This is a genomic window from Rhodoglobus sp. (assembly GCF_053580035.1).
Genome location: NZ_JBMDVL010000003.1, coordinates 22,623 through 49,194, shown reverse-complemented (window position 1 = coordinate 49,194; position 26,572 = coordinate 22,623). Strand labels below are relative to the sequence as shown.

Below are 26,572 nucleotides of genomic sequence, written 5' to 3'. Positions count from 1 at the left end.
TGCGGGGCGGGCGTTGCTGCATGGCTCGTGGAGCCGAAAAGTTTTGCCTAGACGAAGAGGTTTGCGCGCTCGAGGTCTTCAGCGAAGTCAACCTCAATGGCGTAGAGGTCTGAGATATCGATCGGCTCGATGAGCAGACGATCTTCGTCAATTGCGAGCTCGATGCCGCGCTCGAAGTAGTCCTGGTCGCCAACCTTCTTGAGGTGGCGCAACAGTGTTGCCTTGGCGTCGCGCGAAATGTAGTTGATGCCAACGGCTTCGCCGAGGCCGCCCTTGACGGTCTTGGAGAGTTCCTTGATGAAGCCCTCGGCGTCGGTCGTGTACTTGACTTCTTCGTCAGAAACCTTTGCCGTGTTGACGCTCACGAAGGACTGGTCGCGAGCGACCATGACGGCGGCGCGCTCAAGAGCGGTCGGGTCGAAGACAACGTCACCGTTCATCCAGAGAACTCCACCGGGAGTTGATGCCTGCAGTGCACGCATGAGGCTCTTGGACGTGTTGGTCTGGTCGTACTGCTCGTTGTATACGAACGATGCTTCGGGGAACGCTTCGATGATGTGCTCAAGCTTGTAGCCAACAACGATGGTCACCTTGACGTTGGTGCCAAACGCGTGGTGGATGTTGTCGAACTGCTGCTGCATGATGGTGCGGCCATCATTGAGCTCAGTAAGCGGCTTCGGGAGCGAACGGCCCAAGCGACTGCCCATTCCGGCAGCTAAAATTACGACTTGTGTAGTCATGGTGGTCTCCTCAGTAGTTCTGGGATTCGGGGATGAGGCTAAGTGATTAACCTGTTGTTCACCCGAGATTGGTAATATCGACACACCCTTGTGCGATAGTCAGGCTAACGGTGCCCGCCGAGAACTCCATCGATTTTGCGGGGTTGTTGTCTATTTGTGATACTCGCTCATGCGCTCGGCATCTGATTGGTAGGTTTGGACAGTGGAAAACGCCCAAACACCCGACGAGGGCAAGAAGACTGTAGAAACGCCGGCAACGAAGCCCGCAACGAGCCCCCGGAAGCCCGCTGCGGCCCGCGGAACTCAAGCACAATCGAGCCCCGCCACGTCTACATCCTCTGCTACTCGTAAGCCTGCCGCCAAGAAACCCGCCGCATCCAAAACCGCTCCTGTTAAGAGCGCTGCTGCGGCGAAGGCTGCCGCCACTAAGGCTGCCGCAAGTAAAGCAGCAGGATCGGGCGCGTCGACGGGGAAAGCTGCTGGCGCGACGCCGACAGCGTCACGAACGTCAACGCCGCGCTCAACGACTCCTAAGCCAGCTGCCCCCAAGCCGACGGTGCCAAGGTCGACAGACCCCAAGCCGAGGGCGCCACGATCAGGGGTGCGGAAGCCGATTATGTCGAACGCCAGCGAATCGCAGCCGACTAGCGCGACACCTGGTGACTCCGTCCCCAACGCAGCGGAGGCTGTTCCTTCCCCACATAGTTCTTCTGGCGAGGCAACAACTGCCGCCCACCTCGAGAAATCAGTATCGGTAGTTCCTGCAGCTGCTGAGCCCGCTGTGACGTCAGAACCTGATGCTGAGCCCACCGAAGTCACGGAAGTGGCTGCGGAAACGACGATCGCACCTGAAGCTGAGGCCACGAGCGCTGAAGTCGAGGCTGCGGCTCCTGAACCTACGGAAAAGCCCGACGCTGTTCTCGTAGGCCTTGCTCGGTTGCGCGCGCTCGCGGCTCAATTTGCTGTTGCTGCACCCGCACCCGAGAAAGTCGCCGAGCCAGAGCCAGACGACGAAGAACTCGAACGAGGGTTAGCTCTCGAGGCTGAAGTCGAACCTGAGCCTGTTCTCGAGCCTGTTCTCGTACCCGAAATCGAGCCTCAGCCAGAGCCAGAGCCAGAGCCTGAGCCAGAGCCAGAGCCAGAGCCAGAGCCGGAACCCGAGTTGGTGCCGGAGCCCTCACCAGAGGCAGAACCTGAGCCAGAGCTTGTGTCCGAGAGTGACGGTGTGGTTGCCGTTCAGACGCTGTCTCATGCACTTGAGCCGACATCCGGCGACATCGTTTTGAAGGTTCGCGGTCTGACGAAAGACTTTGGCGAGACGGTTGCTGTTAACGACATCGATCTCAACGTTCGTGCTGGAGTCTTTTACGGCATCGTCGGCCCAAACGGTGCAGGAAAAACGACAACCCTGTCGATGATTACAGGCCTCTTGCGCCCAGATTCGGGAACGGCAAGCGTCAATGGGATCGATGTGTGGGATTCCCCAGAGATCGCCAAACGCTCTATCGGTGTGCTTCCCGACCGTCTTCGCATCTTCGATCGCCTGACAGGCTCGCAGTTGCTGTACTACTCGGGAGTATTGCGTGGCCTCAACGCCGCTGAGGTGCGCAAGCGTTCCTCAGACTTGGCAACAGCATTCGGTCTTGATGACGTGATGGGCCGGCTCGTGAGCGACTACTCATCCGGCATGCTCAAGAAGGTCGCGCTCGCCGCCGCCATGATTCACTCACCGCGACTGCTGGTGCTCGACGAACCATTTGAGTCCGTTGACCCGGTGTCCGCCGCAACTGTCACCCGCATCCTCAAGCAGTATGTGAACGCTGGCGGAACTGTGCTGCTCTCCAGCCACCGCATGGAACTTGTGCAGCGTGTCTGCAGCCACGTCGCCGTAATTGTTGAAGGCACTCTGCTGGCCGACGGAACAATTGATGAAGTTCGCAACGGTATGTCGCTGGAAGATCGCTTCGTGCAGTTGACCGGAACAAACTCCAGTGGGGGAGGGCTCGAGTGGTTGAGCAGTTTCTCCGACTGAAACTGACCCTCCTCGCGAACACGTTCCGTCGAGGGCCACTCGTTGCCTCAAGCATGGTCTTGGTGCTGCTCTATAGCGCTGCCCTTTTTGTGATTGCGGTCATTGCCGTCGCAAACCTGCGTGAAACCACCGCAGAAGTCGCCAGTAGCACGCTAATTGTCTTCGGGTCAGTGTTGCTCGCGGGATTCCTCCTCATGCCGCTCGGCTGGAACGCGGATGATGCGCTAGACCCCCGCCGGTTCTCCTACCTGCCGCTCAGCCGGCTCCGGCTCGCGCTGCTGTTACTGCTCGCCGGCGCCATCAGCATCCCCACCCTCATGTTGGTTGGTTTGGTGGTTGCTCAGGTCGTTGCCTGGTCGGGAGCAGTTACATCCGCCCTCGTCGCCGTTGTCTCTGGCCTCATCGTGATCGCCACCGCAGTTATTGGTTCCCGCCTAGCAAGCCTTGTCGCAGCGCGCTATTTGAGCACTCGCCGACTGCGCGAAGGCTTCGGCTTTGCCGCAGTGACCCTCGTCGTTGCGTCGCTGCCCATCGCCGTGCTGCTCGCACTAGCTGACTACCAATCGCAAGTACTGCCAGTGCTACGCCGAGTAGCTTCCGTTCTCGAATGGACGCCGCTGGGGGTCGCCTTCAGCGCGCCGGCCGCCAGCGTCGCCGGCGACGTAAGTGGAGCGGCCGCTCGGCTCGGGATGGCCTTCGGATTCCTTGTTGTGCTCGCCGCCGCATGGTATTTTCTGCTCGGCTACGTGCTTTCGCGCCCGGAGAGAAGTGCCGTAGAGACCTATCGTTCTGGCTTGGGCTGGTTCCGCGTCATGCCATCAACACCGCTAGGGGCGATTGCGGCACGAAGCCTCAGCTACTGGGCGCGTGACGCCCGCTACTTCGTTGCGCTTGCTGCCATCCCCATCATTCCTATCGGTATGGTTGCCGCCCTCCTCGTTGGAGGAATCGGAGCTGACGTCATTGCGTGGATCCCCGTTCCCGTCATGTGTCTGTTCCTCGGCTGGAGCGCGCACAATGACGTAGCGCATGACAACACCGCGCTGTGGACTCACGTATCAGCTCACACTCGCGGTGCTGACGACCGCTGGGGGCGAATTGTTCCCAACTTGATGGTCGGAATTTCCCTAGCCATCATCGGGAGCATCGTCACCGTTCTCATCGTTGGCAACTCCGTTGCGCTGCCAGGACTGATCGGGCTCAGCCTTTGCGTTCTCTTCACTGGGCTCGGAATTTCGAGCGTCAGTTCGGCCGCGTTCCCGTACGCCGCGCCGCTTCCGGGTCACGGCGCATTCATGCAGCCCCAAGCGCTCGTCTCCAATGCTGCAACAGTGCAAAGTTTGACCTTCGCGTTGACCCTTCTGTTCGCGGTCCCCGTGCTCGCCGTAGTGTTCTTCAACCCGTTCACCGACCTTCAACCCCACTGGGCCGCGCTCTTGGTTGGCGTTTCGCTTGGGTTGATCATCATGGTCATCGGCGTGTACTGGGGCGGCCGCATTATGGTGCGTCGAGGCCCAGAACTGCTCGCACTTTCTTCACAGAACTAAAATGGGTTCTGCAGAAGTAGAATTGACGCATGGCTGACACCGATCACACTGGCGGCGGAACCGACACTCTCGACCGCGAACTTGAAGAACTGCTCAATCAAGAGCAGGTTGAAGAGGGCGACCACGAACGCTTCTCGCACTATGCGCCCAAGAACAAAATCATGGAATCAGCGCTCTCCGGCAAACCCATCCGCGCACTCTGCGGAAAGCTGTGGACCCCGGGCCGCGACCCTGAGAAGTTTCCTGTGTGCCCGACCTGCAAAGAGGTCTACGAAAAGATGAAAGCCTAGCTCTTAGCGGTACACGGTTGGCACAACGGGTTCGCCTCGTGACAGCCGGAAAGCGTTTTGGGGAAGCTCTGCCAGAGCGTTCTGGTGGTGCTCCCGTGCGGCAAGGGTTCCTTCGCGACCAAGCCAACGAGCATCCGCCGACCCATTCGAGACCAGGTCAACAATGAGGTCGCGACCCGTCACCGCGGGGCGGCCCTCAGAAGCCTGATAAATCAACTCGGTTTCGGCCAGACCGCCTTCGAGAGTTCTGATGGCAGCTTTGTGCCCACCGACAGTAGCTTTTGCTGTCGATTTCTTGGCAACAGACACCCACTCACCGGCGTCGTTGTGGTGGGCCACCAGCTTGTAGACCATGCCAGCAGCGGGATGCCCCGAGCCGGTAACGACCGAAGTTCCCACACCAAACGAGTTGACGGGTGCCGCCCGCAGCGCAGCAATCGCATGCTCGTCGAGGTCATTGGTGACGGTAATGCGGGTGTTGGTTGCACCCAGAGAATCTAGTTGAGCGCGAACGGCAGCGACCTGAACGGCAAGGTCACCAGAGTCGATTCGCACCGCGCCAAGGTCAGGGCCAGCGACCTTGACCGCAAGCGCTACTGCCGTTTCGACATCATAGGTGTCGACGAGCAGTGTCGTCGAAGGCCCAAAAGCATCAACCTGTGCCTGAAATGCTTCTTCTTCTGAATCGTGCAAGAGCGTGAATGAGTGTGCTGCGGTACCCATCGTTGGCACGCCCCAACTGCGACCGGCTTCGAGATTGCTCGTTGCGCTGAACCCTGCAACATAGGCGGCGCGAGCGGATGCCACGGCAGAACGTTCGCCAGTGCGACGTGATCCCATCTCGGCGATGGGTCGCGCGTCGGCGGCAGACACCATGCGCGCAGCAGCGGATGCCACGGCGGAGTCATAGTTGAGCACGCTCAACGCCAAAGTTTCGAGCAGTACAGCCTCAGCAAATGAGCCCTCGACGATGAGCACGGGAGAGCCGGGGAAGTAGGCATCACCTTCGCGGTAGCCCGTGATGTTTCCGGTAAAGCGGTAGTTGGCTAGCCAGTCGATGGTGTTTGGTCCAACGATCTTGTTCTGCTTCAAGAACGACAACTCGTCGTCGCCGAAACGAAACTGTTCAACCAGTTCAAGAAGGCGACCGGTTCCAGCGACAACGCCGTAGCGACGGCTGTCGGGAAGTCGGCGGGCAAACACTTCGAAAACGCAGGGGCGTTCATGGCGGCCACTGCCGATTGCGGCGTCGAGCATGGTGAGCTCGTATTGGTCAGTTAGCAGAGCGGTACTCACCTGATTAGCGTACGCGACAGACCGTGAGGGCTGTCAGGGTCTCAACGGACATCCCCCACTACGATTGAGAGCGTGACTGATGCACCCATTGGCGTTTTCGACTCCGGAGTTGGCGGCCTCACCGTAGCCCGTGCCATCATCGACCAGTTGCCCCACGAGTCGATCGTTTACGTTGGTGACACTCTTCACTCGCCGTATGGACCCAAGCCGATAGCGGATGTTCGGCGCTATGCCCTCGAAGTGATGGATCGTCTCGTTGACGATGGGGTGAAGTTGCTCGTGATTGCCTGCAATACCGCCTCTGCTGCGATGCTGCGGGATGCACGCGAGCGGTACACCGAGGCGTATGGCATCGAGGTTGTTGAAGTGATCCAGCCCGCCACGAGGGCGGCAGTGCGTCAGACCCGCAATCGTCGCGTCGGAGTGATTGGCACCGAGGGCACGATTAAGTCGCGTGCTTATGAGGATGCTTTTGCTGCGGCATCCGACATCGAACTATTTACTCAAGCCTGCCCACGATTTGTGGAGTTTGTAGAAGCGGGAGTCACGACCGGGCCGGAAGTGCTCGCGGTGGCCGAGGAATATCTTGCACCGCTCAAAGCCGCCGAGATTGACACTCTCGTGCTTGGCTGCACCCACTATCCGCACATTTCGGCCGCAATTCAGTATGTGATGGGCCGCGACGTTACCCTCGTCTCGAGTGCTGAAGAGACCGCCTTTGACGTCTACAGCACCCTTGTGGCGCACGACCTGCTGCGCGATCCGTCTCAACCAGCGAGTCACACCTTTGAAGCGACCGGGCCAGACAAATCAGGCTTCACCCGTTTGGCGTCCCGCTTCATGGGGCCAAACGTTGTGCGCGTCGAAACTTTTGATACTGGCGTGATTAATCTCCCGCCGCTGCCCTGAGCAGCTTCACCACGACCCCGAATTACCGATAGAGAGAAGCACATGACACGTCACGATGGTCGCGAAAACAACGAACTCCGCAAAGTCACGATCGAGCGCGGGTGGAGCGACCAGGCTGAGGGTTCAGCGCTGATTTCCTTCGGCAAGACCAAGGTGCTGTGCACAGCTTCCTTCACCAATGGCGTTCCGCGGTGGATGGCGGGTAAGGGCAAGGGCTGGGTCACGGCCGAGTACTCGATGCTTCCCCGCAGCACGAACAGCCGTATGGACCGCGAAGCCGTCAAGGGCAAGGTTGGCGGCCGCACTCACGAGATCTCGCGCCTCATCGGTCGCAGCCTGCGCGCTGTCGTCGACATGAAGGCTCTGGGCGAGAACACGATCGTGATTGACTGCGACGTTCTTCAGGCCGACGGCGGTACCCGTACGGCAGCCATCACCGGTGCCTATGTTGCACTCGCTGACGCGATCGAGTGGGGTCGCGAGAAGAAGTTCATCGGCAAGAACTCGAAGGCCCTCTTTGACTCGCTCGCTGCCGTCAGCGTCGGAATCATCGACGGTGAGCCGATGCTCGACCTCGCCTACGTCGAAGACGTTCGCGCCGAGACCGACATGAACGTTGTCGTCACCGGCCGCGGTCTCTTCGTCGAGGTTCAGGGCACAGCCGAAGGCGCACCATTCGACCGTCGCGAACTCGACTCCCTTCTCGACCTTGCGCTCGCCGGAGCTGTTGACCTCACCGCCATGCAAGTCGCATCGCTCGCCGAAGACACTCCTGATGCAGATACCACTGGAGCAGCCGCCAACTAATGCAAGTCGTCCTCGCCACCCACAACGCTCACAAAGTCGCTGAGTTGCGCCGCATCCTTGGCCCAGCGCTCGACGGCCTCGAACTCGTCGCCTATAACGGGCCAGAGCCGGTAGAGGATGGCGACACGTTTCAGGCGAACGCGTTGATCAAGGCACGGGCAGCATCCGCCCACACCGGATTGCCGGCGCTCGCTGACGACTCCGGAATCTGTGTTGATGCGCTTGGCGGTGCCCCAGGCATCCACTCGGCGCGGTACGCGGGCACGCGCGATGACACGGACAACCTTGAGCTACTGCTCGCGAATATGGACGGCGTGGATGATCGCGCCGCCCAGTTTGCCTGTGCCGCCGCCCTCGTGGTTCCTGCAGCCATCACCGGTGCTGAGACTCACGAGTTTGTTGAACTCGCGCTCTGGCCTGGCACGATCGCGACCGAGCGCAGTGGTGCTGAGGGCTTCGGCTACGACCCCATTTTTCGTCCGGACGGTCAGCAGGGAACATCGGCAGATCTGACATCAGAGCAGAAAGACGCCCTCAGCCACCGAGCTCAGGCATTCACCGCACTTATGCCCACGGTTCGCGCTCAACTGCTCGGCACAAGCTAAAACGCGGGCTTCGGTCGGCACACACAGCACAACAACGTACAGTTGTGGGGTGTCTGAACATGATGATCCCCACGCCGTAGATCTTGAACTCCCCATTGCCGCCCGCATCGCGGCCGCCAGCGAACGACATGGTGAAGCTGTCATTGTCGAACGCGCCGTCTCGCTTATCGCGGGCAACAACGAGGGCAAAGAGTTTCTGCTGATCGTCGGAGGAGAGCACGCTCAGGGCATTCTCGACGGCGCCCCTGTGCTCTATTGGCCAGAACTGTGGGGCACCCGTGCCCTGCTGCACGCCTGGGATGACAGTGCTGCGGATGCCGTAGTCACCACCCTCAGCAATCAAGCGTGGCGAGTGCGTGAGATGGCGACGCGTGTTGTTGCCACTCGTCGACTCGACGCTCGTGAGCAGCTTGTGGCGCTCCTCTCGGATGAAACTCCCCGCGTTCGCGCCTCAGCCGCCCGCGCCCTGGGCACGGTCGGCACAGCTGACGATATCGATGCGATGTCTGCCCTCGTCAAGGATGAAGACATTGAAGTTCGTCGCAGCGCTCAGCAGGCTGTCGCTGCTCTTCGTAAGCGTCTCGGTTAGCAGAACTCGCTCAGCAGACCCGAGTAGCAGACCCCGCTGAGCAGACCCCGCTTAGTCGTCGAGGTTCTGGTCGAAGTCTTTGGGGTGCAGCGAAAGCTGCTCTGCTTCGGCATCGCTGATGGCGTCTGCCCGACCCGCATCGCGTGCCTTTTTCGCTTTGTAGGACGACCGGAAGTAGTGGTACGCGGTGGGGAGCACTGAGACGGTGACAGCGGCGAGAAGAATGAGGTCGATGTATTCGACGATGAAGTCACGCAACGGCGGAATGTAGCCGAGCAGGTAGCCTGCGAACGTGAGGCCTGAACCCCAGATAAGCGCTCCAATGGCGTTGTAGATGGAGTATTTGCGGTAGTCCATGTGGCCAACGCCAGCAGCGACCGGGGCGAAGGTGCGCACGACAGGAACGAAGCGAGCCAGAATGACGGCGAGGCCGCCGAAGCGGCTGAAGAAGGCGTTGGTGCGTTTCACATTTTCGACGCTAAAAAGCCCGGTTTCTTTTCGCTCGAATATCCGAGGGCCCACCTTGTGCCCAATCAGGTATCCGACTTCGCCGCCGAGGAATGCAGCGACGCTTATGGCCAGACAGACCCACCAGATGTCGAAGCCGATAACGCCGGTGAACGTGAGGACGCCGGCAATGACCAGAAGGGTGTCACCGGGCAGGAGAAAGCCGACGAGTAGTCCCGTTTCCGCGAAAACGATGAAGGCAACACCGAGCAAGGCAAAGGCTCCGAAACCCTCAATGAGGTTGTTCGGGTCTAGCCAGGGGATGAGGGCGGTGCCTACCAAAAGGTTCTCCAGAATCGTCGGCTAGGTGCGCGTAGTCGGCGACGTTAGCAATGAACTACCAGAAGAGTATCGCGAGTCACGGAGTCACCGCTGTGGGGATTACCCCCGGAATGGAAGAAAAACAGTTGTGCGGAAGGCGGGACTTGAACCCGCACGCTCGAAAGCACAGGAACCTAAATCCTGCGTGTATACCAATTTCACCACTCCCGCTGGCCGGACAATCTTATCGCGAGAAATGGGCGCCGTGGTTCACCTCTGCTAATGCTTCGTTTTTGCTGTGCACGCCCCGAGATTCGTTGACGACGCCCTTACTTTTGGGCCCGAAGGGTGTAATTTGAGAGGTGTCTTCCCTATGGAGACGATGTCCGCGATCGCGCCTGCCAAGAGCCATATGAGCCACAGCTTGCGCGCCGCACGAAGCAAGGAGAGCGACATTACCGTTCACGAGCTCCAATCGAGCCTGTTCACTCTCGACTCGGCTACTGCCGAAGCGATCCATACTGCTGCAGAGCGAATTACCGCTCACCCGAATGAGAACCCGGATGACTTCGGTCGCCAGGCTCTGGCGGCAGCGTTTAGCTTGCCCGAAGAGGTTCGTGCAGCTGTTCTGAATTTTGCTGAAGTTGGCTCTGAAGCCGGCATCATGGTTGTGCGTGGACTGTACGTCGATGAAGACCTGACAGATACCCCGCTCGACAACAAGAGCGGTCTCGGTGCTCGCACCGTCTTCGCTAAGGAGATGGGGATGCTCGCGCACCTCCTCGGAAGCATGGTCGCTTACGAGGCTGAGGGCAACGGCCACCTCATCCAAGACATGGTTCCGAACCCGAAGCTTGCTGTCACCCAGCAGTCGCAGGGCTCGAAGGTTGAGCTTGAAGCTCACACCGAGCAGTGCTTCTCTGTCTTCAAGCCTGACTACGTGATCCTCGGTGCCCTTCGTGGCGACGAAAACGCTAAGACCTATGCATTCTCGGGTCGCAAGCTTGTGCAGCACATGTCAGCCGAAGACGTAGCAAAGCTGCGCCAGCCGCTGTGGGCAACCACAATTGACGAGTCCTTCCAGCCGTACATTCCTCGTCCGGATGACGTACGCGGCCCCTTCCCGATCCTCACCGGTCCAGAAGATGACCCGTACATTCTCGTTGACCAGGACCTCATGCACGGCATCACCGCTGAAGCCCAGCGCCTCCTCGGCAAGGTTGTTGAGACCTACATCGAACACCGCGATGCTCACGTGTTGCAGGCGGGTGACTTGCTCATGCTCGACAACCTGCGTGCTATGCACGGTCGCTCTATGTATGCCCCCCGCTTCGACGGTAAGGACCGTTTCATTGCGCGTGGCTTCGTTGTTCGCGACCGCCGCAAGCTCTGGCCACAGCTGCTCGAGGATCGTCGCACGCTCGCTGCGGTCCACAGCTAAAGGCACGGATTCATAGCGAGCCAACGCTAGCCCTAGGGCTAGCTGGTTCGTCACAACGCGGGTCGTCTGCTCAGGCAGACGGCTCGCGTTCGTGCGTTAAATGCTATTTGCTGTGGCGACCACGCAGGCGAGCGAAGAATCCGCGGGGTGCCGGTGTTGCTGGGGCGGCCCCAAATTCTTCCTCGTTCGCACCAGGAAGAACCCGCAGGATGTTCATCAGGCTGAGGGCAGCAACGAGAGCGTGGGCCGAACGAGGCTCAGTCTCTGCGATGGCAGCCAGTTCTTTCGCCGAGAGTGGGGCGTGACTCAGGATCGAGGTCATGCGCAGCTGGTCGGCATCGTGCGGAAGGTTCGTGATGTTTGGCCAGCGGCGCAAACGGTAGCGTGCACCGTCGGTGAGCCACGGCGCGGGAGCGTGAGCGTAGGCGTTGAGGCCGACCATCCACAGCAGTGAGCTCAGATCGAACCCTGCACCACTGGGCATGATTACTTCATCGCGTACATGGCTGCGGATGTTGATACTCACCGGGAACGTGGGGAAGTCAGCGATTTCGGCTTTCCACCAGTACGAACGCTCGAATACATCGATGACGAGCATGGGAAAGCTGGATGACGTGATCGCCAACACCGTTGCCTGCTTGTTGCTTGAGGCAATCTTGATCGCTTCGGCGACTTGAGCCCACTCAGAGGCGACAACGGTGAAGTCAGTGTCGTCATCGGAGGGATCGCGGTAGCCGGCGGTGGGATCGCCTGCAGTCGCCGAATCTACGGCGTCCTCGGGAAGCGGTGCTTCAAGCTGGCGAAGCGTGCTCGTTGTAGAGGTTGATTCAGGAGGGACGGCGCCACCCGTCGCTGCCGACTCGGGTTCGGCAGCGGCGTGAATGGTGGCGTCGCCCTCGAGCTCTGTGGGGTCAGCGAAGTCAACGAGCTGGTGCACGAGGGGGGCGCGCGCTCCAGAGATCTGGTCAGTCCACGTGTGGTTGTCCCACCAGCGAAGCTGGGGGAGTCCAAGCGGGTCGGGGTACCAGCCGGCGGGGATGTGGGTTGTGTATGTAGTCATCTTCACGCCTCCTGCGTGAATTCGTGTACGGTGCCGAGGGTGCACCGCGGTCCTGCTCGCGGGTAAAATTCCTCGATTCAGCGTTCGATCTGCGGGTTAGACGAGTGATCGTTCGCTGTTCGTATTTACTGGTCCTGCTTCGGGTGGTTCGGGTTATGCGGGTGAAAACTGTGTGTTACTCGACGGTAAGAAAGACGGTGAGCCTTCGTGCAGTTCGCCGAGCAGCGGCAAGTGATTTGCCGATCGTCTCTTTGTCGGTGAAGAGGGCAGCGAGCACCAGCGGATGGCCGTCGACTCGTACCTGCACGACGTGGCCCTGTTGGGCCGCGACGATCACAAACTCGTTGTCTCCGAGTTGAAGTTCTCGGGCAACAGCATCGGCGAGGGCTTGAGTTGAACTGGCCATGCTCGCGAAGCGGTTGCTGTCGACTGCGTTGCCTTCAACACTGACGACGCTGAAGCCATCCTCGGTGAGGACCGTGGCGTAGGCCAGTGACGGGGCAAGTTCTTTGAGTCCGCTGAGGGCAAGTTCGCCGCGCGAAATGTATGTGGGGTCCAGGTGGGTTGCGACAATCATCGTGCCCTCCCTGATGTCAGTGCTGAGTTGGCGGCAACAGCACGTTTGAGTTCGACGTTGGCAACCACCGTCATGAGCAGCACGTTCATGTCTGCGTTCGAACGAGCATCCACGGTGAATACCGGAATAAGAACATCGGGCATTTCGTCGGCCAGGGTGTTGGCGTACTCCTCGATGAGTGCTTGGGGCACGAGATCGGCACGAGTGAGCCCGATGACAATTCCACCGCGCTCATAGAGGGCGAAGAATTCTTTGACGTACTCGATAGCGGTCTCGACGGGGTTTTCGGCATCGGCGTTGATGAGGAGCACGAGACCTTCGGCTCGCTCCGCGAGGATGGTCCACATGAAGTCAAAGCGCTTCTGGCCAGGGATGCCGTAGAGGCGAACCTTTTCTGCGTCGTTGACGCTGATCTCGCCGTAGTCGAGAGCAACCGTTGTTGTCGCTTTGTCTGCTGAAGCTCGGTCGCTGTTCGCGGCTTCTGTACTGACAACTTCGATCTCGCTGAGGGCACGGATGGCAGTGGTTTTACCTGCGCCCATGGGCCCTGCAAACAGGATTACGTGCTCTGACATCTGATACCTCCCCCCAGGAGTAGTTCTTATGCTTCTTTCTTACTGAAGCATGCAAGCCCCCGATGCGGGGTAGTAGCCCCCCGTTTGGGTGTCGGTGAAAATTGCCTAGACAATTACTGCATAGAACGTTCTGTCTGTCCCCTCAACACGTGGGGCCGTTGCTGAGAATTCGCCCTATTTCTAGACCAATTTAGCGAGAAGAATCGGGGTACATCGGGGTACGTTCTGGAGCTGGTCGAGCGACTCGAGCGGACCGGGAGGGAATCTGAGCTCCGACAATCGCGGCCAAGGCAAGCGCAAAGCCGATTAGTTGCAGGGGGCTGAAGCGTTCTCCGAGAAGAAGCGTGCCGAGTGCTGCTGCCGTTAACGGCGAGAGCAATCCGAGCACTGCCACTGAGGTCAGCGGCACGAGGCGTATTCCCCGAAACCAGAGTGTGTACGCTACGAGGCCGCCGACGATGCCGAGCCACGCATAGCCAGCGATTGCTGGCCCATCCAGGGCTGCCGGTATTCCTTCGCTGATGATGGTGATCGGCAATAGGAACACTCCGCCGGCGGTCAAAAGCCAGCCTGCATATCCGAGGGCCGACACCTCGGGTGGCTTTCCCCAGTGCTTCGACAAGATTACGCCGACTGCCATGGATGCCGTGCCCGCGAGTCCGGCGACAAGCCCGAGAGTGTCGAGTTGCGCCGTTGCTCGCAGCACAATCAGTGCCACGCCGAGCGCGCCAACGATGCCCCAGATGACGAGTCGCCAGGGTGCACTCTGGCGCAAAATCACGACGATAAGTACAGCGACGATCAGTGGTTGGGCGGCACCGAGGGTGGCGGCGACGCCGCCGGGTAGGCGATATGCAGCGATGAAGAGGAGGGGGAAGAAGGCGCCGATATTGAGGATGCCGAGCACGAGCGACTTCCACCACCACGCGCCGCTGGGCAATTGTCGCGCGAGGGCGAGCGCTATGAGACCCGCGGGTAAGGCGCGCACGAGTGAGGCAAATAGCGGATGGCCATCGGGCAGCAGCTGTGTAGTCACGATGTACGTGGTGCCCCAGGCAATTGGTGCGATCGCGGTGACCATGGTGTCGCGTAGCTGCGTCATAATTCCTCAATGCTAAATAGTTGAACGTTAAACAATATAGAGAGTTATGCTGAATCCGTCAAACAGTTCAACGTTGAGGGATTAGGGAAGCTCATGGCAGACAGCGTCGATCGCATCCTCGCCCAATGGGCACACGTGCGACCAGAGCTCGACGTCTCAGCGATGGGCGTCCTTGGGCGCCTCTCCCGAGTAACGCGCCTGCTCGAGCGAGCGCAGAGCGACGTGTTTGCGACGCACGGCTTGCAGCCGGGGGAGTTTGACATCCTTGCCACGCTATTGCGCTCCGATGCTGGACCCCGCGGACTCACCGCCGGAGCCCTCTCCGACAGCGCCATGGTCACTTCAGGGGCCATCACCAATCGACTGGATCGACTCGTCGCAAAAGAGTTCATCTCGCGCGAAATCGACCCCGAGAACCGCCGCGCAGTATGCGTGGCTCTCACTGAGCGCGGCGCGGAAGTCATCGAAGCTGCGCTCGCCGATCACATCGAGAACGAAGAACGCCTGCTCGAGTCGCTCACTCCTGCCGAGAGACGCCAACTCGAGAAGTTACTTGGTGCACTTCTCGGCGCGCACGAAAGTGGCCCGGCTCAGACCGAGTAGCGGGCGTACTGCTCGCGAATCACCGGGCGATAATCGGATGCCGGTTCCGCCACTGTCGCAATCTTCCAGTCTGGTCGAGCCCCGGTCAGCACCCACGCGGCCTGCGCTGCAGCGCCGAGCGCGACGTATTCACCAGGCTCGGGGACAACGACAGGCACGACGAAAACTTGAGACGCAATTGTCGACACGGCAGGATTTTGGGCAGCACCACCGATGAGCAGGATGCGGTGAGCTGAGACTCCTTGGGTGCGGAGAGCGTCGAGACCATCAGCGAGACCACACAGCAGGCCCTCGATGGCGGCGCGCGCGAGTGACGGGCGGGTCGTTGACGCGAGAGTCATGCCGAACAGGGTTGCCGTGGCATCCGGAAGGTTAGGGGTTCGTTCGCCTTCGAAATAGGGCTGCAGAACGAGACCGCCAGAACCGGCTTCAGCTACGAGCGCGAGTGCGCCGAGTTCGTGGTGATCGACGCCAAGGAGAGCCGCCGTGCTGTCAAGCACTCTGGCCGCATTCATCGTCGCGACGAGGGGAAGGAAGTTTCCGCTGGCGTCCGCGAATCCGGCCACTGTGCCGGAGGCGTCAGGCACCTGAGTCTCGGCAACGGCGAAAACTGTGCCGCTCGTGCCGATGGAGACGACGACATCCCCGGCGCGTGCGCCAAGCCCCAGTGCGGCCGCGGCATTGTCGCCAGCTCCGCACGCAATCTGGGTCGCAGTTCCTGCCACGGTTCCAGCAGGCTCACCTGGGGCAATGACGCGGGGCAGTACCACCCCATCGGCTGCCATGCCGCGACCAAGGGCAGCGGTGAGCACCTCGTCGTCGTACTCGTTCGTCACCGAGCTGAAATAGCCCGTTCCGCTGGCATCTGATCGGTCAGTGGTCAGTTGGGTCAGGTCGGCATTCTCGGGGCCGAAACCGCGCAAGCGCCAGGTTAGCCAATCGTGGGGTAAGCAGACCGCCGCAACACGAGCGGCATTCTCCGGCTCGTTATCGCGCAACCAGCGCAGTTTCGTTGACGTGAACGATGCGACCGGCGCGGAGCCTGTGCGCTCGGTAAGATCGGGGAACTCCGAACTGAGGGTGTTGGCGGCAGCAGCAGAGCGAGTGTCATTCCACAGCAGGGCGGGGCGGATGACGCGGCCGGCGGCATCCAGAACGACCATGCCATGCTGCTGTCCACCGACCGAAATCGCGGAGACGTCCTCGAGGCCTCCGGCATCCGAAATTGCGTCGCGGAGGGCCGACCACCAATATTCGGGATCAACTTCGGTGCCTGCGGGGTGAGACGCGCGACCGGAGCGGACGAGCGCTCCGGTCAGGGCATCCACGATCACAATTTTGCAGGACTGGGTTGACGAGTCAACCCCCGCGACGAGCGTCATTTAGCGGGCACCCATGAGGTGTTCGGTCGCCAGCTGCTGAAGGCGCACAAAGCCGAAGCCTTTGCCATTGAAGTAGGCATCGGTGTCGAAGTCTTCGTACGATGCGCGGTCGGCGAGCAGGTCGTCATAGCTTTCATTCTCGCCGAGAGTGTTCTCCGAGAGCTCGAAGACGCGCGCTGCGACCAGTGCTTCTTGAACGTCAGGGTCGGCGCGGAATGCCGCGGCACGCTCCTTGAGTAACAGGTAGGTTCGCATGTTGGCTGCTGCGGAATCCCACACACCGGTTTCATCTTCGGTACGGCTCGGCTTGTAGTCGAAGTGGCGGGGACCGGTGTAGCTCTGGCCACCGTTTGGCCCACCGTTTTCGAGCAGGTCGACGAGCGAGAACGCGTTGTGGAGGTCGCCGTGGCCGAAGACGAGGTCTTGGTCGTACTTGATTCCGCGTTGGCCGTTGAGATCGATGTGGAAGAGCTTGTCTTGGTAAAGCGCCTGGGCGATGCCCGACGTAAAGTTCAATCCAGCCATTTGCTCGTGCCCAACTTCGGGGTTCACTCCGAACAGTTCTGGGCGCTCGAGGGTTTCGATGAAGGCCATCGCGTGACCAACTGTGGGCAGCAAGATGTCGCCGCGTGGCTCGTTGGGCTTGGGCTCGATAGCGAAGCGGATGTCGTAGCCCTTTTCTGTGACGTAGTCGCCAAAGAGGTTGAGGGCTTCGCGGTAGCGCTCGAGCGCGGCACGCACGTTCTTGGCGGAGTCGTACTCTGCCCCTTCGCGTCCGCCCCACATGACGAAGGTTTTGGCGCCGAGTTCAACGCCGAGTTCGAGTTGACGCATTGCTTTGCGCATTGCGAAGCGACGAACACCGCGGTCGTTGGAAGTGAAGCCGCCGTCTTTGAAGACGGGGGCGCTGAAGAGGTTGGTTGTGACCATCGGAACGATCATCCCGGTGTCGCTGAGGGCCTGCTTGAGGCGGTCAATCTGTTTTTGGCGCTCGGCGTCGGTTGTTCCGAAGTCGAAGAGATCGTCGTCGTGGAATGTGAGGCCGTAGGCGCCCAATTCGGCGAGCTTCTCGACAGCGTGCACAACATCGAGGGGGGCACGGGTGGGGCCGCCGAACGGATCTGCGCCGTTGTAGCCGATTGTCCAGAGCCCGAAGGAGAACTTGTCGGCTGGGGTTGGTTGTGTAGACATTTTTGATCTCCGTTGACGACTGTGGCAATAAGTTATTTGTAACAACTTACTGGGGTGAAGCCATTCCGTCAATGTGGAGCTCGCATGCTCAACACTCGGCGACTACTGCGGTTAACAGCGAATTGTTATGCGATTTTCGGAATTGATGTTGCGTTCAACCCGTAAACCCATATATGTTCTCAATGTCAACAAAAGGGGTGCCCAGCGCAGCCCTCGCGATACAACGAAGTAACGCACGCCTCGGGCAACCGATGCGACACCTTCCCTTTCGCGAGGAACACGCTCGGCCCTCTGCCGGCAACACTCGCAGTGCTTCCGGCTCTTGTACGGCAATCACATTCGAAAGGGACAACACGATGTCAATGAAGAAGATAATTGCGGTCGCAGCGGCGACTGTGATGGCACTTGGGCTCGCTGCCTGCAGCAGCGGTGGCTCAGGCGCCGGCGGCGACAACCTCGGCAGCGTCGGAATTTCGATGCCGACGCGAAGCCTCGAACGCTGGATCAATGACGGCGAGGGCCTCAAGGCTCAGCTCGAAGATGCCGGCTACTCTGCAGACCTTCAGTATGCAGACGACAAGGCTGACACTCAGATTAGCCAGATTCAGAACCAGATTGCTTCTGGCGTCGACGTTCTTGTCATCGCCGCGATTGACGGAAAGCTGCTTGCCCCCGTGCTTGCAGACGCCAAGGCGCAAGACATCACCGTCATCGCCTACGACCGTCTCATTAATGGAACGCCCGACGTTGACTACTACGCAACATTCGACAACTACAAGGTGGGCCAGCTCCAGGGTGAATTCATCGAGGCACAGCTCGGATTGGCTGATGGCGCAGGTCCATTCAATCTCGAGCCTTTCGCCGGCAGCCCCGACGACAACAACGCGAAGTTCTTCTTCTCCGGTGCCTGGGATGTTCTGCTTCCCTACGTCGAGAGCGGACAGTTGGTTGTTCCCTCCGGTAAGTCGCCCGCCAGCAATGACGACTGGGCAAGCATCGGAATCCTCGGCTGGAAGTCAGACTCGGCTCAGGCCGAGCTCGACAACCGCATTGCATCGTTCTACACCGGTGGAGACAAGATCGACGTCGTTCTCTCCCCGAACGACAGCTTGGCGCAAGGCATCGCAGCTTCACTTCGTAGCGCTGGCTACACGGTCGGCGACGACTGGCCCCTGCTGACAGGTCAAGACGGTGACAAAGCCAGCGTGGTCAACATCCTCGCCGGTGAGCAGTCGATGACAGTCTGGAAAGACACCCGTGAACTCGGCAAGGTTGTCTTCGGATTTGTCGAAGCAATCCTCAACGGCGATGAGCCTGAGATCAACGACACCGAAACGTACGACAACGGTGAAAAGGTTGTTCCTTCGTTCCTCATCACTCCTGAGGTTGTAGTCAAGGATGACGTTCAGTCCAAGCTCATTGACTCCGGCTTCCTCAAGGCGTCAGACGTAGGACTCTAGCCCGCACTGAGTCAGAAGCAATACGATTCGACGATCAGGGGACGGCGCAGTTGCCGTCCCCTGAAAGTCACTGCGAGCGGAGCTAATCATGACTGCAATCCTCAGCATGAACACGATTACCAAAGACTTCAGCGGCGGAGTCCGCGCACTCGACGGCGTCAGCCTCGAGGTCGAGCGCGGGCACGTTCACGCTATTTGCGGCGAAAACGGCGCCGGAAAATCAACCCTTATGAAGGTGCTCAGTGGGGTCTACCCCGCGGGCAGCTATGACGGCAGCATCACCTTCGAAAACCACGAAACCGCGTACAAGTCGATCAATGACTCTGAACACGACGGCATCGTCATCATCCATCAGGAACTCGCGTTGAGTCCCTACCTCTCTATCGCGGAAAACATCTTCCTCGGCAATGAGATCGCCACCAGGGGCGTTGTCGACTGGGCCAAGACCAATCGCGAAGCAACGCTCTTGCTCGCCCGCGTCGGTCTCGACGAGCAGCCAAGCACGAGGGTTCTTGAACTTGGTGTCGGCAAGCAGCAACTCGTGGAGATCGCCAAAGCGCTCTCCAAGAAGGTCAAGCTGTTGATTCTGGATGAGCCGACGGCGGCTCTCAACGATGAAGACTCTGCGCATCTACTCGATCTCATTCGCAGCCTGCGCGGTCAAGGCATCACGTGCATCATCATTTCGCACAAGCTCAAAGAGATTCGCAACATTGCGGACAAAGTCACGATCATTCGCGACGGCAAGACGATCGAGACATTCGCGATGGATGAACAGGATGCTTCGGAAGCCAGAATCATCCGCGCAATGGTCGGGCGTGACCTCGACAGCATGTTCCCGCCGCACACGCCAGAGATTGGCGAAGAGTTGTTTCGGGTGGAGAACTGGACGGTGCATCATCCGGTCGATACGACTCGAAAGGTGGTCGAGAACGCATCATTCTCGGTTCGAGCCGGAGAGATCGTTGGTTTTGCCGGCCTGATGGGGGCTGGCCGCACCGAGTTGGCCATGAGTATCTTCGGGCGGTCCTACGGCAGCCATATCAGCGGCACTGCCTATAAAAAGGGTGCCGAGATTTCGGTCAAGACTGTCAGCGAAGCAATTCGCCACGGAATTGCCTATGCCACCGAAGATCGCAAACACTTCGGCCTCAATCTGATCGGCAGCATCGCCGTCAACATTTCGGCTGCAGCGCTATCGAAAATCTCGCGCTGGGGAATCGTTGACCGCTTCTCTGAAAACAAGGTGGCAGAGGGCTACCGCGGACAAATGAACATCAAGACTCCCAATGTCTCTGTGCTTTCGGGAAACCTGTCTGGCGGAAACCAGCAAAAGGTTGTCCTGAGCAAGTGGATGTTCTCTGGCCCCGACATCCTGATCCTCGACGAACCGACGCGAGGAATCGATGTCGGTGCCAAATACGAGATCTACGGAATCATCAACGACTTGGCATCGCAGGGCAAAGCAGTCGTCGTGATCTCGTCTGAACTTCCGGAACTCCTCGGGCTGTGTGACCGCATCTATGCGATCTCCGAGGGCACAATCACTGGCGAGGTCGATCGCGCCGAAGCAACCCAAGAACGACTCATGCACTTGATGACCGCGGGAAAGGACTAACCCGATGAGCGACACCACTAAAGCCCGCAAGCGACCCAAAGTTCAGATCGACCTTCGGCAGTACGGCATCCTTGCGGCACTCGCCGTAATCGTCCTACTCTTCCAAGTGCTTACGGATGGCCGGCTGCTGCTGCCCGGAAATATCAACAACCTGATCCAGCAGAACGCCTACGTCCTCATCCTTGCAGTTGGCATGGTGATCGTGATCATCGCCGGCCACATCGACCTCTCGGTCGGTTCGCTGGTTGCCATGGTCGGTGCGGTCTCAGCGATCTCGATGACCCAGTGGGGGCTTCCCTGGTGGGGCGCTGTAATCCTCGCGCTTCTCTTGGGGGCTGCTGTCGGCGCGTGGCAAGGGTTCTGGGTTGCCTTCGTCGGCATCCCAGCCTTCATTGTGACGCTGGCCGGCATGCTCCTCTTCCGCGGCCTCACCCTGGTCTTTCTGACCGGTGGAACAATCAATGCTCTTCCCAGCGAGTTCAACGCTATTGGTGGCGGCTGGTTGCCTGAGCTGTTTGGCACGATCGGTGAGGGGCGTGGTGATCGCGACATCCTCACGATTCTGCTCGGTGTTCTCGCTGCAGCGTTGCTCATCGGTCAGCAGTTGCGCAACCGCGCAAAACAGCGCCGCCTCGAATTGCCGGTCGAGAGCGGGATCTCGTTCTGGGCTAAGAATGTTATCGCCGCGGTCGCCATTATCGCGCTGACGTTCCAGCTATCGGCCTACCGTGGCACACCGATCATCCTGATCATTCTGGCTGTGCTCATCCTGCTGTTCACTTTTGTGCTCAATCAAACGGTGTTCGGCCGTCACGTGTATGCGATCGGTGGAAACTTGTTCGCCGCCCAAATGAGCGGCGTGAAGACCTCGTGGATTAACTTCTTCGTCTTCGTGAACATGGGCGTGCTGGCTGGACTTGCCGGGGTCGTCACAACAGCCCGGGCCGGTGGCGCAGTTGCGTCTGCCGGGCAAAACTTCGAACTCGATGCAATTGCTGCAGTCTTCATCGGTGGTGCTGCCGTGACCGGTGGTGTCGGAACAGTCATCGGTGCTGTCATTGGGGCGCTCATCATGGGCGTGCTCAATATGGGCTTGTCGATTCTTTCCGTGGATGCCGCGTGGCAGCAGGCCATCAAGGGACTCGTGCTATTGCTCGCCGTCGCTTTCGATGTCATGAGCAAGCGTCGCGCGGGACGTCGCTAGGCTTAGTCGCACGTATTCGTTGCTAACCGAGTGGATCAGCCCGTGAACAGTAACTCTCTGCCGCCGTCAAGCGGCACCGGTGGCAAGGGCGATCGCACTCGGCGCCACAATCTGTCACGCGTGCTCACGCTCCTCCATCGCGGGGCGCAATTGCGGTCGCAGCTGACATCGCAAACCGGGCTGAACCGCTCAACAATCGCGGCTCTCGTAGCCGAATTGAGCGAACTGGGGCTTGCCTACGAAAGTGAACCTGATCCAACGCGTCAGGTTGGTCGTCCATCGCCGATGGTGAACGCGGATGCTCGCACCGTCGCGATTGCGATCAACCCCGAGGTCGATGCCATCACCGTCGGAGTAGTTGGCCTCGACGGCACACTACTCAAGCGCATCCGCTATGAGACAGACACGCCATCAACGGTGACTGAGTTCGTGAAGATCTCAAGTGTCATCATCGAGAGCCTCAAAGGTGGATACGAGACTGCCGGTCGGGTGGTCGGCATTGGTGTTGCTGCTCCCGGTTTGGTTCGCGTCGAAGACGGTTTGGTGCGGTGGGCACCTCACTTGGAATGGCGGGATGAGCCAGTTAGCCAGCTTCTGGCTGCAGCAACCGGCTACCCCGTCTGGACCGCGAACGATGCCAGCGTTGGTGCGCTCGCGGAACACATTTATGGTGCCGGTCGCGGAATTTCTGATCTGATCTACCTCAACGGTGGTGCTAGCGGTATTGGTGGCGGCATCATCAGCGGCGGACTCCCGCTGACAGGCCGTGCCGGCTATGCGGGAGAGTTCGGTCATGTGCGTGTGGTGAACAGTGCCACCGAGACGGGAACGCGTGAAGAGGGGACCCTTGAGACGGAGGTGAACCGGGCGGATCTCGTGCACGCTCTCGGCCTGACCAATGTTGACTCCGAAACCTTCGATGCGGCTCTGCGCGAATCCACCGACCCTGTAGTCAGTGCGCTTGTGCGTCGCCAATTGCTTTCGCTCGGCACCTCGCTGCGAAACGCTGTCAACGTTCTCAATCCCGAAGTCATCGTGCTTGGTGGTTTCTTGGCATCCATTTTCTCGGCCGATCCCGAGTTCCTCATTGAACGTGTAGGTTCGCAAGCGCTTGAGGCATCATTCGAGGGAGTAAAAATCGTTCCAGCGCAGCTCGGAGCAGACCTTCTGATGATCGGTGCCGCCGAACTCGCCTTTGCTCCTCTTCTGGACGATCCTTCTGCGGTGTAAACGTTTGCCTTTTTGGCGGGCCTGAGGCTTAGGGTTATTCCATGAATCCTGATTACCGCGATAGTGGCCTCGTTTTTCCGCCGAACTTCATTGTCGGATCAGCAACGGCGGCCTACCAAGTGGAGGGTGCCGCTCGTGATGGCGGTCGCACTGAATCAATTTGGGACACCTTTAGTCACACACCGGATAAGACGTGGAACGGTGACACTGGCGATGTCGCCGACGATCACTACTACCGTTTCGAGACTGACCTCGATCTCATGGCGGAGATGGGACTCGACGCCTACCGCTTCTCGATCTCCTGGCCGCGCCTTCAGCCCGGAGGCTCCGGTGCGATAAACCCTGAGGGAGTGTCGTTCTACTCGAGACTTGTCGATGGACTGTTGAGCCGCGGCATCCGCCCCATTGCCACCCTGTATCACTGGGATCTTCCCCAAGAGCTTGAAGATGAGGGTGGCTGGCCCGAGCGTGACACGGCGCTGCGGTTTGCGGACTACGCAGAACTCGCGGCGACAGCGCTTGGCGATCGCGTACACACCTGGACAACTCTGAATGAGCCGTGGTGCTCGGCGTATCTCGGCTACGGTTCGGGTGCGCATGCTCCTGGCCGCATGGATGGTGCCGATGCGCTCGCCGCGGTTCACCACCTCAACTTGGCGCACGGTTTAGCGGTTCCGCGCATCCGTGCTGCCGCTACTAATTCGCCCGAGGTGTCGGCGACTCTGAACTTCCATGTGATTCGGGGCGGGGATGCCGAAGCGACCCGTCGCATCGATGCTCTCGCCAATCGTGCGTTCACGAGCCCCATGTTGCTTGGCCGGTACGACGATGACCTCATTGCTGACACGAGTGAGGTAACCGATTGGTCGTTCGTTCACGCGGGCGATGTGGAGAGCATCCACCAGCCTCTCGACTTCTTGGGCGTCAACTATTACTCCACCGTTACGGTGAAGATGTGGGACGGCTTGACGGTGCGTATCAACAATGACGGTCACAAAGATATGGGCGGATCACCGTGGCCGGGCAGCAGAGATGTCGAGTTCCTTGAGCAGCCGGGCCCGTATACCGCGATGGGGTGGAATATTGCGCCCGATGGTCTCGAAGAGTTGTTGGTCGATCTCGGCGAACGCTTCCCTGATCTTCCCCTCATGATCACCGAGAATGGTGCCGCGTTCGATGATGAGGTGACGGATGGTCGGGTGCATGATCCCGAGCGGGTCGACTATCTCAACCGGCACTTCACTGCAGCCCATCGCGCTATCGAGCGTGGGGTGAATCTGCAGGGTTATCTCGTGTGGTCGCTCCTCGACAACTTCGAGTGGGGCTACGGCTACTCGAAGCGCTTCGGCATCGTGCGGGTCGACTACGACACTCAAGAACGCATCGTGAAAGACAGTGGGTTGTGGGTGTCTGACGTGGCTAAGACCAAGGTGACCCCGGCGCTGAAGTAGGGCGCGAGCCTACGGGGAGAGCATGGCGCGCCGAATGTGTGAGCGGCCGTGTTCGATCGCGGGCGTGAGCTCTTCGAACAGGTGATTCGGGTGGCGTAGGGAGCGGATGACGCCGAGCCGCCTGAGCACATCGAGATGTTCTGGACGGATGCCTTTGATGATCACGGTCACGCCGCGCTTTTCGAGGGCGGTGATGAGCTCCGTGAGGGTGTGCGCTCCGGTGGCATCGATGAGGTGCAGTTGTGAGAGGCGCACGATGACGACTTCGAGTCCTTCGTGTTCGTTGATGCGATCGATGAGGCGTTCTGCTGCTCCGAAGAAGAGCGAGCCGTCGATGCGGAAGAGGGCGATGCGTTCGTCGCCGGGTTCCGGGGAGCCGGGCAGTTCTTCGCGGTGAACGCCACTGGCTTTGCTCATCGCTCGGAGGGCGAAGAAGGCGGCGGCGGCAATGCCGATTCCGACGGCAATGATGAGGTCGAAGCTCACGGTGATCACACCGGTGATAACGAAGACGGCGGCTTCAGATTTGCCGGTTCGCAGCATCGTTTTTATGAGGGTGGGCGAGACCATGCGGGCGGCGGTGGCCATGAGGACACCCGAGAGCGCGGCTAGAGGGATGACCGCCACGACCTGAGCGGCGAGGTACACGACCACGAGCAGCGCGAGGGCATGCACAACTGCAGAGAGTCGAGTGCGACCGCCTGAGCGCACATTCACGGCGGTGCGGGCAATGGCGCCGGTGGCCGGCATCCCACCAAAGAAGCTGGAGGCAACGGATGCCAGACCTTGGCCAACGAGTTCGCGGTCGGCGTTGTATGGCCCAGTGTCGGACATGCTCGAGGCGACGCGGGCGGAGAGTAGCGATTCGATGGCGGCGAGGGCGGCGACGGCAAACGCGGGCCCGATGAGGGTGGTGAGGTCGAAGTTGAACGAGGGTACGGAGGGTGCGGGCAGCGAGGCGGGAAGTTCGCCGATGGTCGCCAGCGGAAGGTTGAGGGCTTGAGCGGCGATCGTGACGACCGCGATGGCGATGAATGATGCGGGCAGGCGTCCGCTGATTCGTGAGAGCAGCAGCATGATCGCGATCACGGTGGCGACGACGGCGAGGGGTATGAGGGCGGCGGGCCATTCGGCGGCGGCGATGAAGGCCCCAGCGGCGAGGATGACGTTGGTGGGGTGGTCTGTGCCTTCGGTGCCGAGCGCGGATGGTAGTTGTTGCAGAAAGATGATGATGCCGATGCCAACGGTGAAGCCTTCGATGACGGGCCAGGGGATGTAGCTGACGGTGCGTCCAAGCCGCAGCACGCCGGCGATCGCGACGATGATGCCCGCGAGCAGGGTGACGATCGCGACCGCTTCCACGCCTTGGCTGACGACGATCGGCGCGAGCACGACGACCATTGCGCCGGTGGGGCCGGAAACTTGGATGTTGGAGCCGCCGAAGACGGCAGCGACGAGGCCGGCGACGATGGCCGTGATGAGTCCGGCTTCGGCGCCGACTCCGGAGCTCACCCCGAAGGCAAGCGCGAGGGGGAGCGCGACGATGCCGACGGTGACTCCGGCGAGCAGGTCGCCGCGCCAGCTCGTGCGCAGTTCGCGGTAGTCGCTCAGGCTGGGGAGCAGTGTGCGCCACGAGCGCTTCATCGGGCATCCGGAATCGCGGGAAGGCTTTCGACGAGCCCGCGTTGGCTGCCGGCATCGGTGAGGATCTCGCTGAGGAGCACGCGGGCTACGCGCAGTAGTTCGGCGATCTGGGGGAGCGCGAGACGGTAGTAAACGACGCTGGCGCGGCGTTCGGAGACGACGAGGCCGTAGCGGCGCAGCACCGAAAGATGTTGGGAGAGGTGGGATGCTTCGAGCCCCGTATCGACGAGCATCATGGTGACCGACGCTTCGTCGGTGCTCGACAAGATTTCGAGCACACGAATACGGTACGGATGCGCGAGCCCCTTGAAGAGATTCGCTTTGATTTCGTAGAGCGGCCTGCGCTCATCGAGAAGATCCATGCTGCGTTCCTCGTCTTTGCTTGATGACTTGATGGAATCATCATATCAACAATAGGAGCGCTGCCGATCTGCCTCCCCGCAATGGTTCC

Annotated in this window: 24 protein-coding genes, 1 tRNA gene and 1 pseudogene; 14 read left to right on the top strand and 12 right to left on the bottom strand. The window is 60.0% G+C overall.

Annotated features, from left to right (window positions below; translation table 11 throughout):
- Window positions 1-47 precede the first annotated feature (47 nt).
- Window positions 48-740 (bottom strand): phosphocholine cytidylyltransferase family protein, encoded by a 693-nt coding sequence (locus tag ACOH1Z_RS11115; RefSeq protein ID WP_449648559.1) that lies wholly within the window; start codon window positions 738-740, stop codon window positions 48-50.
- Between the two features lie 202 nt (window positions 741-942).
- Between ACOH1Z_RS11115 and ACOH1Z_RS11110 the strand changes: the two genes are divergently transcribed.
- Genes ACOH1Z_RS11110 through ACOH1Z_RS11100 form a run of 3 tightly spaced genes read left to right on the top strand, consistent with a single transcriptional unit; the run spans window position 943 to window position 4,609 of the window.
- Window positions 943-2,772, top strand: coding sequence for an ABC transporter ATP-binding protein (locus ACOH1Z_RS11110; RefSeq protein WP_449648558.1), 1,830 nt, complete (start codon window positions 943-945; stop codon window positions 2,770-2,772).
- Window positions 2,748-4,319 (top strand): hypothetical protein, encoded by a 1,572-nt coding sequence (locus ACOH1Z_RS11105; protein ID WP_449648557.1) that lies wholly within the window; start codon window positions 2,748-2,750, stop codon window positions 4,317-4,319. The genes ACOH1Z_RS11110 and ACOH1Z_RS11105 overlap by 25 nt, the downstream gene beginning before the upstream one ends.
- Before the next feature lie 29 nt (window positions 4,320-4,348).
- Window positions 4,349-4,609, top strand: coding sequence for a DUF3039 domain-containing protein (locus tag ACOH1Z_RS11100; protein ID WP_449648556.1), 261 nt, complete (start codon window positions 4,349-4,351; stop codon window positions 4,607-4,609).
- Window positions 4,610-4,612: 3 nt separating this feature from the next.
- Here the strand turns inward: ACOH1Z_RS11100 and ACOH1Z_RS11095 are convergent.
- Window positions 4,613-5,911: pseudogene (locus ACOH1Z_RS11095) on the bottom strand (nicotinate phosphoribosyltransferase); the annotation flags it as partial.
- A gap of 66 nt (window positions 5,912-5,977) precedes the next feature.
- Here ACOH1Z_RS11095 and murI point away from each other — a divergent pair.
- From murI to ACOH1Z_RS11075, 4 genes are read left to right on the top strand one after another with little or no spacing between them, the layout of a single operon-like run.
- Window positions 5,978-6,814, top strand: coding sequence for a glutamate racemase (murI, locus tag ACOH1Z_RS11090; RefSeq protein WP_449648555.1), 837 nt, complete (start codon window positions 5,978-5,980; stop codon window positions 6,812-6,814).
- A gap of 42 nt (window positions 6,815-6,856) precedes the next feature.
- Window positions 6,857-7,621, top strand: coding sequence for a ribonuclease PH (rph, locus tag ACOH1Z_RS11085; protein ID WP_449648554.1), 765 nt, complete (start codon window positions 6,857-6,859; stop codon window positions 7,619-7,621).
- Entirely contained in the window at window positions 7,621-8,226 is a 606-nt protein-coding gene (rdgB, locus tag ACOH1Z_RS11080) for an RdgB/HAM1 family non-canonical purine NTP pyrophosphatase (RefSeq protein ID WP_449648553.1), read from the top strand. The genes rph and rdgB overlap by 1 nt, the downstream gene beginning before the upstream one ends.
- 49 nt (window positions 8,227-8,275) lie before the next feature.
- Entirely contained in the window at window positions 8,276-8,815 is a 540-nt protein-coding gene (locus ACOH1Z_RS11075) for a HEAT repeat domain-containing protein (RefSeq protein ID WP_449648552.1), read from the top strand.
- Window positions 8,816-8,866: 51 nt separating this feature from the next.
- Here ACOH1Z_RS11075 and ACOH1Z_RS11070 read toward each other — a convergent pair whose 3' ends face one another.
- On the bottom strand, window positions 8,867-9,604 hold the full coding sequence (locus tag ACOH1Z_RS11070; protein WP_449648551.1) for a DedA family protein: 738 nt from the start codon (window positions 9,602-9,604) through the stop codon (window positions 8,867-8,869).
- Window positions 9,605-9,732: 128 nt separating this feature from the next.
- Window positions 9,733-9,814: transfer RNA gene (locus ACOH1Z_RS11065), tRNA-Leu, on the bottom strand.
- A gap of 142 nt (window positions 9,815-9,956) precedes the next feature.
- Here ACOH1Z_RS11065 and ACOH1Z_RS11060 point away from each other — a divergent pair.
- Entirely contained in the window at window positions 9,957-11,024 is a 1,068-nt protein-coding gene (locus ACOH1Z_RS11060; protein ID WP_449648550.1) for a TauD/TfdA family dioxygenase, read from the top strand.
- A gap of 103 nt (window positions 11,025-11,127) precedes the next feature.
- On the opposite strand, the gene ACOH1Z_RS11055 is transcribed toward ACOH1Z_RS11060, so the two are convergent.
- From ACOH1Z_RS11055 to ACOH1Z_RS11040, 4 genes are all read right to left on the bottom strand, one after another.
- Window positions 11,128-12,084 (bottom strand): DUF2510 domain-containing protein, encoded by a 957-nt coding sequence (locus ACOH1Z_RS11055; RefSeq protein ID WP_449648549.1) that lies wholly within the window; start codon window positions 12,082-12,084, stop codon window positions 11,128-11,130.
- Window positions 12,085-12,259: 175 nt separating this feature from the next.
- Entirely contained in the window at window positions 12,260-12,661 is a 402-nt protein-coding gene (locus ACOH1Z_RS11050; RefSeq protein WP_449648548.1) for a roadblock/LC7 domain-containing protein, read from the bottom strand.
- The gene (locus ACOH1Z_RS11045; protein ID WP_449648547.1) at window positions 12,658-13,236 is read right to left on the bottom strand and encodes a GTP-binding protein; all 579 of its coding nucleotides are present in this window, start codon (window positions 13,234-13,236) and stop codon (window positions 12,658-12,660) included. Before ACOH1Z_RS11045 ends, ACOH1Z_RS11050 begins: the two co-directional genes overlap by 4 nt.
- A gap of 190 nt (window positions 13,237-13,426) precedes the next feature.
- The gene (locus ACOH1Z_RS11040; protein WP_449648546.1) at window positions 13,427-14,338 is read right to left on the bottom strand and encodes an EamA family transporter; all 912 of its coding nucleotides are present in this window, start codon (window positions 14,336-14,338) and stop codon (window positions 13,427-13,429) included.
- A gap of 93 nt (window positions 14,339-14,431) precedes the next feature.
- Here ACOH1Z_RS11040 and ACOH1Z_RS11035 point away from each other — a divergent pair, with 93 nt between their 5' ends.
- Window positions 14,432-14,941, top strand: a complete 510-nt coding sequence (locus ACOH1Z_RS11035; protein ID WP_449648545.1) for a MarR family winged helix-turn-helix transcriptional regulator — start codon at window positions 14,432-14,434, stop codon at window positions 14,939-14,941.
- Here ACOH1Z_RS11035 and xylB read toward each other — a convergent pair.
- Window positions 14,929-16,323, bottom strand: a complete 1,395-nt coding sequence (gene xylB / locus ACOH1Z_RS11030) for a xylulokinase (RefSeq protein ID WP_449648544.1) — start codon at window positions 16,321-16,323, stop codon at window positions 14,929-14,931. The two genes, ACOH1Z_RS11035 and xylB, sit on opposite strands and share 13 nt — an antisense overlap.
- Window positions 16,324-17,514, bottom strand: coding sequence for a xylose isomerase (gene xylA / locus ACOH1Z_RS11025; RefSeq protein WP_449648543.1), 1,191 nt, complete (start codon window positions 17,512-17,514; stop codon window positions 16,324-16,326). It lies immediately after the preceding gene.
- Window positions 17,515-17,870: 356 nt separating this feature from the next.
- On the opposite strand from xylA, the gene chvE reads away from it, so the two are divergent.
- The 5 genes from chvE (at window position 17,871) to ACOH1Z_RS11000 (ending at window position 24,477) form a co-directional block, all read left to right on the top strand.
- Window positions 17,871-18,974, top strand: a complete 1,104-nt coding sequence (chvE, locus tag ACOH1Z_RS11020) for a multiple monosaccharide ABC transporter substrate-binding protein (RefSeq protein ID WP_449648542.1) — start codon at window positions 17,871-17,873, stop codon at window positions 18,972-18,974.
- Between the two features lie 88 nt (window positions 18,975-19,062).
- Window positions 19,063-20,592 (top strand): multiple monosaccharide ABC transporter ATP-binding protein, encoded by a 1,530-nt coding sequence (gene mmsA / locus ACOH1Z_RS11015; protein ID WP_449648541.1) that lies wholly within the window; start codon window positions 19,063-19,065, stop codon window positions 20,590-20,592.
- Between the two features lie 4 nt (window positions 20,593-20,596).
- Window positions 20,597-21,796, top strand: a complete 1,200-nt coding sequence (mmsB, locus tag ACOH1Z_RS11010; protein WP_449648540.1) for a multiple monosaccharide ABC transporter permease — start codon at window positions 20,597-20,599, stop codon at window positions 21,794-21,796.
- 42 nt (window positions 21,797-21,838) lie between these two features.
- Window positions 21,839-23,026, top strand: coding sequence for an ROK family protein (locus ACOH1Z_RS11005; protein ID WP_449648539.1), 1,188 nt, complete (start codon window positions 21,839-21,841; stop codon window positions 23,024-23,026).
- A gap of 41 nt (window positions 23,027-23,067) precedes the next feature.
- Window positions 23,068-24,477, top strand: a complete 1,410-nt coding sequence (locus ACOH1Z_RS11000) for a GH1 family beta-glucosidase (RefSeq protein ID WP_449648538.1) — start codon at window positions 23,068-23,070, stop codon at window positions 24,475-24,477.
- A gap of 9 nt (window positions 24,478-24,486) precedes the next feature.
- Here the strand turns inward: ACOH1Z_RS11000 and ACOH1Z_RS10995 are convergent, their stop codons facing one another.
- A complete protein-coding gene (locus tag ACOH1Z_RS10995) occupies window positions 24,487-26,121 on the bottom strand; it encodes a SulP family inorganic anion transporter (RefSeq protein WP_449648537.1) in 1,635 nt (544 codons plus the stop codon).
- Window positions 26,118-26,483, bottom strand: coding sequence for an ArsR/SmtB family transcription factor (locus ACOH1Z_RS10990; protein WP_449648536.1), 366 nt, complete (start codon window positions 26,481-26,483; stop codon window positions 26,118-26,120). Before ACOH1Z_RS10990 ends, ACOH1Z_RS10995 begins: the two co-directional genes overlap by 4 nt.
- Between the last annotated feature and the right edge of the window lie 89 nt (window positions 26,484-26,572).